This window comes from Streptomyces sp. NPDC059524, from assembly GCF_042749255.1.
GTDB classification, from domain to species: domain Bacteria; phylum Actinomycetota; class Actinomycetes; order Streptomycetales; family Streptomycetaceae; genus Streptomyces; species Streptomyces xanthii.
The window spans coordinates 12,925-25,869 of record NZ_JBHYTK010000029.1 but is presented as its reverse complement, the minus strand read 5'-3'; the positions used below and the strand labels follow the sequence as shown (position 1 = coordinate 25,869).

Genomic DNA, 12,945 nt, shown 5'->3' with positions numbered 1-12,945 from the left:
GGTGACGGATAGAGTTATCAGATGTCTGATGTTTGGTGAAGAGGTTTCGCAGGCACTGTTCGGAACGTGGACACGGGGACCGTCCGGAGCGTGGACGGGGGCAGGACGCATAATCACCTGAGGCGCCCCGGCGCCGGAGATCACGACAGGCGGGCAGACATGAAGAGCGTGGGACGCAAGTCCTTGGTGGACGTGGTGATCACCGAGCTGCGGCAGGAGATCACCAGCGGCCGCTGGCAGGTCGGCGAGAAGATCCCCTCGGAGAGCTCACTGGCCCAGACGCTCGGGGTGAGCCGGCTCTCGGTCCGCGAGGCGGTGCGCGCGCTCGTGCACACCGGGCTCCTCGCGACCCGGCAGGGCGACGGCACCTACGTCACGGCGGCGGACGAGTCCGCGGTGGCGCTCGGCCGCATGCTCGCGGACGCCGCCGACCGGGACGTGGAGGAGGTGCGCCGGGGCCTCGATCTGGTGGCGGCGCGGCTCGCGGCGCGGCGCCGCACCGAGGAGGACGTGAAGGAGCTGCGCGAGATCACCGAGCGACGCCAACAGCACTTCGACGCCGGGGAGTTGAAGGAGTTCGTCGACGCCGACATCGATTTCCACCTGTGCGTCGCACGAGCCGGCCACAACCCCCTCCTGGTGGACCTCTACGGGCATCTGAGCACGGCCCTGCGCGACACGGTCCTGGCGGACGACATGCGCCACTCGACGAGCGAGGCCCACCGCGCGCTCCTCGACGCGATCGCGGCGGCGGACCCGACGGCGGCCGACGCGGCGGCGAACGCGATCCTCGACGCCTGACCCGCCTCGCTCCGGCACGCGCCCGGGCGACCGCTGCCCAGGCCGATCGCGACGTTCTTCGACGCCCTGAAGCCGCCGGGCCCGCGACGCTCCTCGCTCCCCGAGCCGGGACGCGCCGCGGCGATCCGGCGGATGCGGCAGCGCCGACGACTCCGCCTGGATCCACCGTGCGGGGCCGCACACGGGAGCTCCGGGGGCTGACGCCACCCGTCCCCCCGCCCGGCGGCACGCTGCACCACACCGCGCCGGAGCCGGCCGGTCCCCCGTGATGGGTCCGGACGGTCAGGTGCGACCTCCAAGTCCGCCCAGCGGCCCGGTGCTCCCGGCACACCGAAGCCGCCCGATGTCACCCCACCGCCGCCCGCCGACGCGGGGCACGACACCATGCCGAAGCCGCCCAGCATCACGCCTCCGCAGTCCGCCTACGGGGTACCACGCTGCGACGACGCCGACCGGTCCACCCGTGGAGACCGGCCCGCCCGGCACACCGAAGCCGCCCGGCGGCACCCCCTCCGCCCCGGGCCGATCAGCGTCGGCACGCCCGGTCGCGATCGGCCGCGTAATGGGCGGCGCCGCCCGTCACCCACCCGGCCGAACCGCGCGGCACGCGCTACGGCGTGCCGATGAGGTCGCCGAGGCGGGTGGCGAGCCAGGGGCGGCGGCCGCCTGCTCGCATGCGGCCCGTGGCCACCGCCTTCCAGATCGGGACGCGCCGGAACGAGACGAGGAGGAACGTGACGGGGTCGGCCGTGATCCGGCAGTCGTAGCGGCGCGGCGGCGCGTCCCGGACGACTGTCGCGCTGCCGTCCTCGACGACGACGGCGAGCCGGGGGCCGCCCTTGAGCGCGAGGTCGAAGGCGATGCGCACGCCGCGCGCCTTCGCCGCGTCCACCGCCATCGGCATCACCGTCGGCATGAACTGCCCGAGCACGAGGGCGGCTTCGTGCGGGGCGACGGGCCACCGGGCGCCGGTGCCGCGTGTGAGGTCGAGCCCGTGTACGAGGCTCTCGCTGAGCATCAGTCCGGTGACGGCCGAGAGCGGGAACGTGACGCCCTCCCCGTACCAGGGCGCGGCGACCGGCGTGTCCGGGGCGAGCCCCTCGGTGGCGCTCAGGAACTCGGCGCCGCGCCGCGCCAGCAGATCGGCGAGGCCGGCCCGCTCGGCGGGGTCGAGCAGCGCGACGGCGCGGGCGTTCAACGCGCTGATGCGGTCGATGAGCGGGGCGTCGCCGGCCTCGTCGCCGGGCAGCACGGCGTCCCAGGGGATCTCCTCGCCGGTGAAGGCGGCGCCACAGGCCAGGTACACGGCCGCGAGGTGCGCGCCGACGTCGCCGACGGTCCAGCCGGGCAGGCCCGAGGAGGCGTCCGGGTCGGGGGCGTCCCGCACGGCGGAGACGACGCGGGCGAGCACACCGGTGAGCGCCGCGCGGGTCCGCTCGTGCTCGACGACGGGATCGAAACGCGTGACCGTGTCCATACCGCTCCCCCTGGTCGCGACCGGGCCGGGCCCGAACATTACCGCCCGGTAGGCGTGAGCGTCAGGGGTTCGCGCGGCCCAGGGGCCCTCAACTCCCTTGCGTGGAAGGCTGATAGAAAAGGATCATGTCCAACTCAGCAGCGTCCGGCACCGACGCACTCGAACCCCTGGCCCGGCTGCTCGCCGAGCGCGCCTGCGAGCGCCTCGTGCTCGACCTCGTACGCCGTCTCGATCTCGGTGAACCCTCCACGGTCGCCGAGCTGTTCACCGAGGACGGTGTGTGGGAGTGGCCCTACGACGGGCGGCGCGTGGAGGGCCGGGAGGCGCTGCGGGCGTACTTCGGCGGGCGTCCCGCCGACCGGCTCTCGCGCCGGCTGTGCACGAACGTCCTGGTGACCGTCGACTCCCCCGACAGCGCGTCGGCGACCACGTACTTCGCGACGTACCGCGTCGACGGGTACACGCAGGGCACGATGGTGCCGACCCGGCTGCCGTCGAACGTGGGCCACTACGAGGACCGCTTCCGCCGGGTCGACGGGGAGTGGCTGCTCGCGCACCGGGTGCTCGTGCTGCCGTTCGGCGGCGAGACGGAACACCTGGGCGGCCGCCCGGAGAAGGGCTGACGGGCGGGCCGGTTCAGCGCAGGGTGATGTGCGGTTCGAAGGCGTCGAGGAGGAGTTCGCGCATGCGGGCCGCGTCCATGTCGCCCGTACCGGCGAGGACTTGGATGGCGAGACCGTCGACCAGGCCGGTGAAGCGGGCGGCGAGGGCGTCGGCGTCCGCGCCCGCCGCCATGCCCTCCGCCTGACAGGTGCGGACGAGGTCGACGACGATCCGGCGCCAGCGCGCGTACACGTCCCGCTGACCGGCCCGCAGGGTCGGGTCCAGGATCGCCTCGTTCCAGGACTGGACCCACACCGACCACTCGTCGATGTCCTCGTCGGTCGTCGTCAGCTGTACGTCGATGAGGCGCCGCAGCTTCTCGACGGTGCTGCCGGCCGTTGCGAACTCAGCCTCCAGGCGGGTGTGGAAGCGGTCCGCGTAGAAGACGAGGGCGGCCCGCAGCGCCGCGTCCTTGGTCGGGAAGTGGTAGTGCACGGTGCCGGTGCTGGTGCCGCAGGCGCGGGCGATGTCGGCGACCCGGACCTTGTGGAAGCCGCGCCGGGCGATGAGCCGGGCGGTCGCCTCCAGGATCTGCGCCCGGCGCACGTCGGGCTCGACGGCGTCGGCCCTGCGGCGCGCGGCCGGCGCGCCCGCCTCCCCGCGCGGCGGGGCGGGCGGGCGTCCCTCGCCGGTGCGCAGATAGCGCTGGGAGACCTTGCCGACCTGCGCGATGGCGGCGATCTCGGCGTCCCGCAGCCGGCGGGTGCCGCGCAGCGCCTTGGAGAGCGCGGTCGGGTCCATGCCGACCCGGTCGGCGAACTCCCGCTGGCTCATGGGGGCGGCGAGGACCACCTCACGGGCCCGGTCCTGGATCGACGTCATCGCGCTGGGTCCGTTCAGCCTTCCGCCACAGATGCCTGGAGTGCGGCCACCACCTCGTCGGCGGCGCGCCGGCCCGACGACAGGGCGCCGTCGATGTAGCCGTTCCACACACTAGCCGTCTCCGTTCCGGCCCAGTGCAGCGTTCCGGTGGAGGTGCGCCAGCCGGTGCGCCCGTACCCGGTCCAGCCGCCGGGGGTCACGTACGCCTCGTACCCGCCGCGGGCGTACGGGTCCTCGGACCAGATCTTCTCCGTGTAGCGGAGCGGCCGCGCTGCGCGTTCGCCGACCACGGAGCCGAGGCTCGCGAGGGCCGCGTCCCGGCGGGCGGCGGCGTCGAGGTCGCTCCAGGCGGAGAGGCGGTCGCCGTAGACGAAGCCGACGAGGACGCCGTGCGCGGCGTCGTGCGGGGAGTTGTGCGGGGAGTTGTCGAACACGACGCCGAGGGGCCCGTCGTCGTAGAGCGTGGCGATGCCGGACAGGCCCGCGTCGCGCCAGAAGGGTGTCTCGTACACGGCGTGGATCTTGGCGACGCGGCCCATGAGGCTGTGGGCGAGCCAGCCGTCGCGGGCCGCGGGGAGTTCGGGGGTGAAGCGCAGGGTGCGGACGGCCGGGGGCGGCAGGGCGATGACGGCGCGGCGGGCCTCGTACACCGTGCCGGCGGTGTGGACGCGCACGCCGTCCGCGTCGTGCTCGACGGACAGGGCGCGGGTGCCGAGCCGGACGCGGTCGCCGAGCAGTTCGGCGACGGCGCGGGCGGGTCCGGCGGCGCCGGTGACGAAGCGGCTGTCCTGGGCGCAGTCGCGGGTCTCCATCAGCTGCTCGTAGCCGCCCGCGGCGGCGATGTAGAAGAGCACGTGGAACAGGGAGATCTCGTACGGTTCCGCGCACCACACGCCCTGGACGGCGAGGGCGAGCCGGCGCAGGGCGTCGGGGTCGGAGGTCTGCGCGCGGAAGAACGACTCGGCGGTCTGCGCGTCCCATTCGGCGCAGCGCGGCGTGCGCCAGGGTTCGGCGGTGTCGACGGTCAGGGCGAGCGCGTCGAGGAGCTCGGTGACGCGGTGGTAGTCGGCGATGCCGGGGCCGTCGGCGGGGGCCGCGCCCAGGTAGGGCACGCCGGTGCCGTCGTGCCACACCTCGATGTGCTTGCCGGTCTCCCAGGTGGGGAAGGTGGCGCAGCCGAAGCGGTCGGCGAGGGCGCGCAGCCGGGTCTGGGTCGGGCCGACCCACTGGCCGCCGTGGTCGACGGTGACCGCCGCGCCGCCGGTGCCACTGTCTAGGGTCTCGGTGAGGACGCGGCCGCCGACCCGGTCGGATGCCTCGACGAGGACGAAGTCCACGCCGTGGTCGTGCAGTTGGAGGGCGGCGGCGAGTCCCGCGTAGCCACCGCCCACGACGACGACCTCGGTCTCGACGAGGTCCCATTCGCTCTGTTCCCACATGCCGACCGAGCATGGAGCAAGACTGAACGATCCGTCAATCGTTGCGATGGAGCTTGTCCGGAAGCCTTGACAGGCCCGACCGCTTCAGCATCATTGACCCACGCATCAGTCTTGCGATGCGTCCTCCGGAGAAACACCGCGCAAGCCACCCGGACATCTACCCCGGACAGGGGGTTCGACCATGGCAACCACTCCGCCCACGACGAGCTCGTCGTCGGGCCGCGGCCTGCGGGCCGGCGCGCTCGGCCTGACCGCGAGCCTCATCCTCTCGGTGGCCTCGGCCGCCCCCGCCTACAGCCTCGCCGCCACCCTCGCCTTCATCGTGGCGTTCGTCGGCTTCCAGGCCCCCTCGATCGTGCTCCTGGCCTTCGTGCCGATCCTGTTCGTCTCCTTCGGCTACGCGGCGCTCAACCGCCAGGAGCCCGACTGCGGGACCATCTTCACCTGGGCCACCCGCGTGCTCGGCCCGCGCGCCGGCTTCTTCGGCGGCTGGGCGATCATCAGCTCGTTCGTCCTGGTGATGGCGAGCCTCGCGCAGGTCGCCGGCCAGTACGTGTTCATCCTCGTCGGCGCCCGCGGCATCGGCGCCGACGCGTCGAGCCCCTGGGTGCTGCTCGTGGGCCTCGGCTGGATCGGCCTGATGACGGCCGTGTGCTACCGCGGCATCGAGGTCGCGGCGGCCGTCCAACGGGTCCTGCTCTTCCTCGAGTTCGGCATGCTCGCCGTCTTCTCCGTCGTCGCGCTCGTCCGCGTCTACAGCGGGAACGCGGGGCCCGGAGCGCACCGGCCCAGCCTGTCCTGGCTCAACCCGTTCGAGATCGCCTCCCCGAGCGCCTTCGTGAGCGGCCTCGTCCTGATGCTGTTCATCTACTGGGGCTGGGAGACCGCCGTCACCGTCAACGAGGAGACCGCGGACCGGCACCGCACGCCCGGCCGTGCCGCGATCGCCTCCACGGTGATGCTGCTCGGGCTGTATCTCGTGGCGACCGTCGCGACGCTGGCGTTCGCGGGCATCGGCACGAGCGGTGTCGGGCTCGGCAACCCGGACAACTTCGGCGACGTGTTCTCCGCGATCGGCCACTCCGTCTTCGGCGACAGCGGACTCGGCTCGTTCCTGTGGCACCTGCTCGTCCTGATGGTGCTGTCGTCCGCCGCCGCCTCCACCGAGACGACCGTCCTCGCGCTCGGCCGCACGATGCTCGCCATGGGTGACCGCGGCGCCGCACCGCGCGTCTTCGCCCAGGTCCACCCGCGGTACAGGATCCCGCAGTTCGCGACGATCGCGACCGGCGTGGCGGGCGCGCTCGCCTACGTCGTCATGAACTTCCTGAGCGACGGCCTGGTCATCGGCGACGCCGTCTCCTCCTGCGGCCTCATGATCGCCTTCTACTACGGGCTCACCGGCATCACCTCCGCCTGGGCGCACCGGGACCGGTGGCGGTCCGGCGCCGGTGACCTGTGGCTGCGGCTCGTGCTGCCCGGGCTCGGCGGCCTGATGCTCGTCGCCGCCGGCGTGTGGAGCCTGAAGAACGACTGGGACCCGGTGAACAGCTACACGTCGTGGACCCTGCCCGTGCCCCCGCACTGGCACATCGGCGGCGTCTTCGTGATCGGCGCGGGCACGCTCCTGCTCGGTCTGCTCCTGATGTGGGCCTACGCGCGCGTCTCCCCCGCGTTCTTCGCCCTCAAGGCCGGGGCGCCCGTCCCCGAACAGGAGCGGGAGCCCGCGCAGCCGGCCGTCCCCAACTGACGCCGCCCGAACCCCTCTTCCGTCTTCTCTCGACCAGGGAGCCGCTCCATGCCGTACACCGTCCGTGACGCACCCGACCTCTCCCCCGAACAGCGCGATCTGGTGCGGCTCGCCCGCGACTTCGCCGCCGCCGAGATCCGGCCGCGCGCCCGCGAGGTGGACGACGCGCAGACCGTCTCCCCGCTCGACCTGTGGGCGAAGGCCGCGGAGACCGGCCTGAGTTCCTTCATGATCCCCGCCGTGTACGGGGGTGGCGGCGTGACCGACCTGGTGACGCAGGCGCTCGTCCAGCAGGAGCTGTGCCACGGCGACATCGGCATCGGCAACCTGCTGACCTCCAGCGGGTTCTTCGCCGCCCCGGTCCTCGAACTGGGCACCGAGGAACAGAAGGAGCGCTGGCTGCGCCCGCTGACGACGGACGCGCCGCCGCTCACCGCGCTCGCCGTCACCGAGCCCGACCGCGGCTCGGACGCGGCGGGCATCCGCACCCGCGCCGTCCGCAAGGACGACCACTACGTGCTCAGCGGGCAGAAGACGTGGATCTCCAACGCCCCTTACGCGGAGCGGTTCGTGGTGTTCGCGACGGTGGACCCGGCGCTGCGGTCGCGGGGTGTGACGGCGTTCATCGTGGAGCGGGACGCGCCCGGGGTCACCGTGGGCAGGCCGATGCGCAAGATGGGGCAGCGGGCGATCGTCAACGCCGAGGTGTTCCTCGACGAGGTCGTCGTACCGGTCGCGGACCGGCTCGGCGCGGAGGGCGAGGGCTTCTCGGGCCTGATGCGCACCTTCGACGCCTCCCGCGTCCTGATCGGCGCGTCCTGCACGGGCCTGTGCCGGGCCGCGCTCGACCTGGCCGTGGAGTACGCGCGGGAGCGGGAGCAGTTCGGGGTGCCGATCATCGAGCACCAGGCGGTCGCGTTCCGGCTCGCCGACATGGCGGTCCGCACGGACGGCGCCCATCTGGCGACGATGCGGGCGGCGCGGCTCTTCGACGCGGGGCTGCGGGTGACCGCCGAGGCGGCGACGGCGAAGCTGGTCGGCTCCGAGAGCGCGATGTTCGCCACGTGGGCGGCGGTGCAGACGCTGGGCGGCTGGGGGTACGCGCAGGAGTACCTGGCCGAGAAGTGGATGCGGGACGCCAAGCTGGAGGAGATCGAGGAGGGCACCTCGGACATCCAGCGGCTCATCGTCTCCCGTGCCCTCGCGAAGCCGTGAGCGGCCTCGGCGTGTTCCGCGACCCGCGCTCCGTGGCGGTCGTGGGCGCGAGCGACCGGCCCGGGAAGTGGGGGCACTGGCTGGCCCGCGGGGCGCTCACGGGCCGGCGCCGGCGGCGGGTGCACCTCGTGAACGCGCGGGGCGGCGAGGTGCTCGGCCGCCCCTGTCACCGCGACCTGGACGCCCTGCCCGAGGTGCCCGAGCTGGTCGCCTTCGCGGTCCCGGCGGCGGCGCTGGCCGACGGCGTCGCGCGGGCCACCGGCCTCGGGGTGCCGGGCCTGCTCGCGATCACCGCGGGCGTCCCGGACGAGGCGGGCCTGGCAGCGACGGTCGCGGCCGGGCCGTCGACCCGACTGCTCGGACCCAACTGCCTGGGCGTGTACGACGCGGCGGCCGAACTGTGCCTGGCGTGGGGCTCGTTCACGCCGGGCGGCCTCGCGGTGGTGTCGCAGAGCGGGCAACTGGGCCTGGAGATCGCCGGGGCGGCGGCGTCGGCGCGGATCGGGGTGTCCCGGTTCGTGTCCGTCGGCAGTCAGCTCGACGTGACGGCGGCGGAGGTCCTCGACGACCTCGCCGACCACGCGGCCACCCGGGTCGTCGCCCTCTACCTGGAGAGCTTCGGGGACGGCGAGCGGCTGCTCGGCACGCTCGACCGGCTGCGGCGCGCGGGCAAGCACGTCCTGGTCCTCACCGTGGGCGCCAGCGGCGCCGCGCGACGCACGGCCCTGTCCCACACCGGCTCGATGACCTCCGGCGTCGACGTCGTGGACGCCGCGTGCCGCGCGGTGGGCGCGGTCCGCGTCGACACCCCGGCCCAACTCGCGGACACCGCACAGCTGTTGATGCGCTCCGGGCCGGTGCGCGGGCCGCGCGTCGCGATCGTGGCGGACAGCGGCGGTCAGGCCGCGGTCGCGGCGGACACGGCGGCCCGGCTCGGCCTCGACGTGGCCCCCTTCCCTCCGGCGCTGAGGCACCACCTGGCCCGGCGCCTGCCGCCCCAGGCCGCCGTCACCAACCCGGTGGACCTCGCGGGCGCCGGCGAGCAGGACCTCACCACGTACGCCTCCGCGGTGACGGCGGCCGCCGCGGCCGGCGTCGCGGACGCCGTCGTCCTCAGCGGCTACTTCGGCAGTTACGGCCGGGACATCCCCGCGCAGCAGCCGGCGGAGTCCGCCGCCGCACGCGAACTCGGCGCCGTGGCCGCCGAGCACCGGGTGCCGGTCGTGGTGCACTCGATGGCCGAAGACACGGACACCGTCGGGGAGTTGCGGGACGCGGGCGTGCCCACGTACCGGGACGTCGAGGGGGCGCTCCGGGCGGTGGCGACGGCAGGGCGCCTGGCAGAAGAGCCGCTGCGCCGCGCGCCGCGTACGGAACCGGCGGGCGTGGACGTGACGGCCGGCGCCGGCGGCCGCGGGTACGGGGCGGCTCGTGAACTGCTGCGCGCCGCCGGGGTGGCCTTTCCCCGGGCCGTCGTACTGGCCCCGGGAGTCACGGACCCGCGCCCGCTCGTCGCCGGCCTCACCGCGCCGTTCGTCCTCAAGGCGGACTGGCTGGAGCACAAGACGGAGCAGCAGGGTGTCGTCCTCGGGCTGCGCACCGCGGACGAACTCGCCGCCGCCCACGCCGACATGGTGGAACGGCTGGGCCCGCACCGGTTCGTCGTGGAGGAGATGGACCGGCGCCCCGGAGTGGTGGAGCTGCTCGTGGCCGCGCGGCGGGATCCGTCGTTCGGACCCGTCGTGGTCGTGGGTGCGGGTGGAGTCCGGGCCGAGCTCGACCCGGATCTGGCGCTCGAACTGGCCCCGTGCACGGCGGCGACGGCGCGGGCCATGCTGCGGCGGCTGCGCGTCGCTCCGCTGCTCGACGGGTGGCGCGGCGCGCCGCCTCTCGACGTCACGGCGCTCGCCGAGGTGATCGTCACGGTATCCCGGCTGCTCGCGGCCCGCCCCGAACTCGCCGAGATCGAGCTCAACCCGGTCCGCGTGGCGGCGACGGGCGCCCTGGCCGTCGACGCCCTGATCGTCCCCTCCTCCCCGCGCACCGGATAACGGCTCGCGCCCCGCGCACGGGCCCGGCACCATGGAACTCCGCGACAAGGGGGGTCCCGAGGCATGCCCGCACCGCAGGGTTTCGCGTACGAGGAACGGGCCGACGGCACCGTACGCATCACGCACCACCACCGCACGGCGACCGTGCTGCGCGGGGACCGGGCCGCGCAATTCGTGCGCGAGGCCGAGAGCGGGGATCCGCAGCTCGTGATGGCCCGCTGGACCGGCAACTACCGCAGGGGCAACGAGCGCACGGCCCGCAATCACCCCCGCCATGCCCGCTGAGTCCGAACCGGCCGGGTACGGCGTGTACGTCGCGTGGGGCCCGGACGGCGCGGCCCGCCTCGCCCCGCGCGTCGCCTGCCTGGTCGTCGTCGACGTGCTGTCGTTCACGACGGCGGTGACCGTCGCCGTGGCGGCGGGGACCCGCGCGTACCCCTACCGGTGGCGGGACGCGGGCGCGGCGGAGTTCGCGGAGCGGGTCGGGGCCCGCCTGGCCGTCGGGCGGAGCGCGCTCGGCCCCGGCACCCCGTGGTCGCTGTCCCCCGCGTCACTGCGCCGCGCACCCTTCACCCCGCGGCTCGTGCTCCCGTCCCCCAACGGCTCGACCGTCGCGGCCGCCGCCGCTCCCGGGACCCTCGTGGTCGCGTCGTGCCTGCGCAACGCGTCGGCGGTCGGCCGCCGGCTGACCGCCGAGGGCCTCGGCACTCCGGAGCGGCCGGTCGCGGTGATCGCGGCCGGCGAGCGCGCGGCCGACGGCACGCTCCGGCTCGCCGAGGAGGATCTGCTCGGCGCGGGCGCCACCGTCGCCGCGCTCGACGCCGTCCGCCCGGCCCCGTCCGCGGTCCGGGCCCGGGACGCCTTCCTCCGCACCCCCGACGTCCGCGCGGCGGTCGCCGACTGCCCGTCCGCGCACGAGCTGTACGGCTACGGGTTCCGCGAGGACGTGGAGATCGCGACGGAGGCCGACACGGCGCCGGTCGTACCGGTCCTGGTCGACGGCGCGTTCACGGACGTGGCCCCCGTCCCTCGCGTCACCGCCGCTTGAGTTCCCGACCGTCGTTCCCCGCCCTTGAAAGGGAGTTCCACGTCATGCCCGACACCAGCCCGTCCGCTCCCGGCCCTCGTGAGGTCCTGGCCCGCTACCGGCAGGCCATGCTCGACCTTTCCGCGGACGACCTCGCCGACCTGTACGCGGTCGACGCCGTCCACGAGTTCCCGTTCCTCTTCCCCGGTATGCCCGAGCGCTACGAGGGACGCGAGGAAGTTCGCGCGGGCTACCGGGCGGCCTGGGGTGCGAGCCCGGCCCGGCCGCGGGAGATCCGGGAGGTCGCCGTGCACGAGGGTGCCGACGGGGAGGTGCTCGTCGTCGAGCAGATCGTCTCGGGGGCCTTCGCCACGACCGGCCGGTCCTTCGACTTCCCCGGTCTGCTCGTGATCCGGGTCCGCGACGGCCTGATCGTCCACGTGCGTGACTACATGGACGGGCTCGGGGTGGCGCACGCGACGGGCCGGCTGACCGCCGTGGCGGCGGGGCTCGGCGACCCCTCCTGAGCCGCCGGCGCCGGGGACGCGTCCGGCTAGGCGGACCGTCCCCGCTCGCCCGGTGACGAGCGCAGGTCGGCGAGCAGCTCGGCCTGGTTGCTGAGGACGCCGGAGAGGATGGTGCGGGCGACCCGGAGCAGTTCGGCCACGTGAGGGCTGGTCAGGGAGTAGTAGACGTTCGAGCCCTCCTTGCGGGTCACCACGAGGTTCGCCCGGCGCAGCACCGCGAGCTGCTGGGAGAGGTGGGCGGGCTCGATGCCCACCTCGGGGAGCATCTCGGCGACCGCGTGCTCGCGCTCGCTCAGCAGCTCGAGGACCCGGATGCGTGCCGGGTGGCCGAGCGTCTTGAAGAACTCGGCCTTGAGTTGGTACAGGGGTGTGCTCATCGCCGGCGCCCCCGGCTGCCGTGGTCCCCGCGCCCAGAAATCGTCACCATGGGCCTATCTTCGCGCGTCGCGGCGGCCGCGTGGACCGGCCCCCCGGTGCCTCGGGGCGCGTCAGCCGGCCCAGCCCTCGGTGCGCCACTCGTGCGGCTCGTCGGCGCCGCCGTCGCGGGGCGCGTGCGCGGCGAGCGCGGCGGGCAGGTCGCAGTGCACGGGAATGGCGGGGCAGTCGCCGCTCGGGACGAGGGAGCCGTCCGCCGGGATCGCCGCGAGCTCCATGGCCCGGCCGCAGTCGGCGAGCCGGCGGGCGGCCGCGACGATGGCCAGCTGCCCCTCGGTGGACCAGCCGCGCAGCTCCGTCAGGTCGACGACGACGGGCCCGGAGCCGCGTGCCACGACCCAGCCGACGGCGCCGGTGAACCGGTGGGCGGCCTCCGGGCCGAGGTGTCCGGACACGGAGAGGATGCCCAGGTCCTGCTCGATGCGGTAACGCCATTCGATGGTCATGGTCCTCGTCCACTGCCTTTCGTACGCCGCCGCGACGGCGGGCCCCGGTGCGCGCGTCGCGTCACAGGGGCAGGGTGATCCAGATGCTCTTGCCCTGACCGTCCGCGTCGCCGCGGACGACGGCGCTGCCGCCCAGTCCATGGGTCAGCTCCATGACGGTGCCCAGGCCGCGCCCCCGGGGTCCGCCCGGGGGGGCCGGGGGGGGGGGGGGGGGGGGGGGGCGGGGGGGGGGGGGGCGCCCCCCGCCCCCCCCCCGCCCCCCCCCCCCCCCCCCCGGGCGGGGGGGCCGCGG

General features: G+C 74.6%; 13 protein-coding genes and 1 pseudogene. 8 read left to right on the top strand and 6 right to left on the bottom strand.

The window, feature by feature from the left end:
- Window positions 1-159 precede the first annotated feature (159 nt).
- Entirely contained in the window at window positions 160-801 is a 642-nt protein-coding gene (locus ACFW9D_RS11420) for a FadR/GntR family transcriptional regulator (protein WP_384620454.1), read from the top strand.
- A 610-nt stretch (window positions 802-1,411) separates the two neighbouring features.
- Here the strand turns inward: ACFW9D_RS11420 and ACFW9D_RS11415 are convergent.
- On the bottom strand, window positions 1,412-2,278 hold the full coding sequence (locus ACFW9D_RS11415; RefSeq protein ID WP_384620451.1) for a maleylpyruvate isomerase family mycothiol-dependent enzyme: 867 nt from the start codon (window positions 2,276-2,278) through the stop codon (window positions 1,412-1,414).
- 125 nt (window positions 2,279-2,403) lie between these two features.
- On the opposite strand from ACFW9D_RS11415, the gene ACFW9D_RS11410 reads away from it, so the two are divergent.
- On the top strand, window positions 2,404-2,901 hold the full coding sequence (locus ACFW9D_RS11410) for a nuclear transport factor 2 family protein (RefSeq protein WP_384620448.1): 498 nt from the start codon (window positions 2,404-2,406) through the stop codon (window positions 2,899-2,901).
- A gap of 13 nt (window positions 2,902-2,914) precedes the next feature.
- Here ACFW9D_RS11410 and ACFW9D_RS11405 read toward each other — a convergent pair whose 3' ends face one another.
- Window positions 2,915-3,763, bottom strand: coding sequence for a TetR family transcriptional regulator C-terminal domain-containing protein (locus tag ACFW9D_RS11405; RefSeq protein WP_384620445.1), 849 nt, complete (start codon window positions 3,761-3,763; stop codon window positions 2,915-2,917).
- 14 nt (window positions 3,764-3,777) lie between these two features.
- Entirely contained in the window at window positions 3,778-5,202 is a 1,425-nt protein-coding gene (locus tag ACFW9D_RS11400; protein ID WP_384620442.1) for a flavin monoamine oxidase family protein, read from the bottom strand.
- Window positions 5,203-5,383: 181 nt separating this feature from the next.
- Here ACFW9D_RS11400 and ACFW9D_RS11395 point away from each other — a divergent pair, with 181 nt between their 5' ends.
- The 6 genes from ACFW9D_RS11395 (at window position 5,384) to ACFW9D_RS11370 (ending at window position 11,772) form a co-directional block, all read left to right on the top strand.
- Entirely contained in the window at window positions 5,384-6,952 is a 1,569-nt protein-coding gene (locus tag ACFW9D_RS11395) for an APC family permease (protein ID WP_384620440.1), read from the top strand.
- 48 nt (window positions 6,953-7,000) lie between these two features.
- Complete coding sequence (locus tag ACFW9D_RS11390) at window positions 7,001-8,167, top strand: acyl-CoA dehydrogenase family protein (RefSeq protein WP_384620437.1); 1,167 nt, start codon at window positions 7,001-7,003, stop codon at window positions 8,165-8,167.
- Complete coding sequence (locus ACFW9D_RS11385) at window positions 8,164-10,218, top strand: acetate--CoA ligase family protein (RefSeq protein WP_384620434.1); 2,055 nt, start codon at window positions 8,164-8,166, stop codon at window positions 10,216-10,218. The genes ACFW9D_RS11390 and ACFW9D_RS11385 overlap by 4 nt, the downstream gene beginning before the upstream one ends.
- 63 nt (window positions 10,219-10,281) lie before the next feature.
- Window positions 10,282-10,503, top strand: coding sequence for a hypothetical protein (locus ACFW9D_RS11380; RefSeq protein WP_384620431.1), 222 nt, complete (start codon window positions 10,282-10,284; stop codon window positions 10,501-10,503).
- Window positions 10,493-11,266: a 2-phosphosulfolactate phosphatase gene (locus tag ACFW9D_RS11375; protein ID WP_384620429.1), complete on the top strand. Its 774-nt coding sequence runs from the start codon at window positions 10,493-10,495 to the stop codon at window positions 11,264-11,266. Before ACFW9D_RS11380 ends, ACFW9D_RS11375 begins: the two co-directional genes overlap by 11 nt.
- 44 nt (window positions 11,267-11,310) lie before the next feature.
- Window positions 11,311-11,772: a nuclear transport factor 2 family protein gene (locus ACFW9D_RS11370; protein WP_384620426.1), complete on the top strand. Its 462-nt coding sequence runs from the start codon at window positions 11,311-11,313 to the stop codon at window positions 11,770-11,772.
- A gap of 26 nt (window positions 11,773-11,798) precedes the next feature.
- Here ACFW9D_RS11370 and ACFW9D_RS11365 read toward each other — a convergent pair whose 3' ends face one another.
- The 3 genes and pseudogenes from ACFW9D_RS11365 to ACFW9D_RS11355 all read right to left on the bottom strand — a co-directional run.
- Complete coding sequence (locus ACFW9D_RS11365; RefSeq protein ID WP_188340640.1) at window positions 11,799-12,149, bottom strand: metalloregulator ArsR/SmtB family transcription factor; 351 nt, start codon at window positions 12,147-12,149, stop codon at window positions 11,799-11,801.
- A 111-nt stretch (window positions 12,150-12,260) separates the two neighbouring features.
- Complete coding sequence (locus ACFW9D_RS11360; RefSeq protein WP_384620423.1) at window positions 12,261-12,653, bottom strand: STAS domain-containing protein; 393 nt, start codon at window positions 12,651-12,653, stop codon at window positions 12,261-12,263.
- Window positions 12,654-12,714: 61 nt separating this feature from the next.
- Window positions 12,715-12,945 (bottom strand): annotated as a pseudogene (locus tag ACFW9D_RS11355) (hypothetical protein); the annotation flags it as partial.

Excerpts from the sequence above, each read along its gene's own strand:
- ACFW9D_RS11360 (WP_384620423.1), bottom strand. The coding sequence starts at position 12,653 with ATGACCATCGAATGGCGTTACCGCATCGAGCAGGACCTGGGCATCCTC.
- ACFW9D_RS11390 (WP_384620437.1), top strand. The coding sequence starts at position 7,001 with ATGCCGTACACCGTCCGTGACGCACCCGACCTCTCCCCCGAACAGCGC.
- ACFW9D_RS11410 (WP_384620448.1), top strand. The coding sequence starts at position 2,404 with ATGTCCAACTCAGCAGCGTCCGGCACCGACGCACTCGAACCCCTGGCC.
- ACFW9D_RS11405 (WP_384620445.1), bottom strand. The coding sequence starts at position 3,763 with ATGACGTCGATCCAGGACCGGGCCCGTGAGGTGGTCCTCGCCGCCCCC.
- ACFW9D_RS11415 (WP_384620451.1), bottom strand. The coding sequence starts at position 2,278 with ATGGACACGGTCACGCGTTTCGATCCCGTCGTCGAGCACGAGCGGACC.
- ACFW9D_RS11420 (WP_384620454.1), top strand. The coding sequence starts at position 160 with ATGAAGAGCGTGGGACGCAAGTCCTTGGTGGACGTGGTGATCACCGAG.
- ACFW9D_RS11400 (WP_384620442.1), bottom strand. The coding sequence starts at position 5,202 with ATGTGGGAACAGAGCGAATGGGACCTCGTCGAGACCGAGGTCGTCGTC.
- ACFW9D_RS11375 (WP_384620429.1), top strand. The coding sequence starts at position 10,493 with ATGCCCGCTGAGTCCGAACCGGCCGGGTACGGCGTGTACGTCGCGTGG.
- ACFW9D_RS11365 (WP_188340640.1), bottom strand. The coding sequence starts at position 12,149 with ATGAGCACACCCCTGTACCAACTCAAGGCCGAGTTCTTCAAGACGCTC.
- ACFW9D_RS11380 (WP_384620431.1), top strand. The coding sequence starts at position 10,282 with ATGCCCGCACCGCAGGGTTTCGCGTACGAGGAACGGGCCGACGGCACC.
- ACFW9D_RS11395 (WP_384620440.1), top strand. The coding sequence starts at position 5,384 with ATGGCAACCACTCCGCCCACGACGAGCTCGTCGTCGGGCCGCGGCCTG.
- ACFW9D_RS11370 (WP_384620426.1), top strand. The coding sequence starts at position 11,311 with ATGCCCGACACCAGCCCGTCCGCTCCCGGCCCTCGTGAGGTCCTGGCC.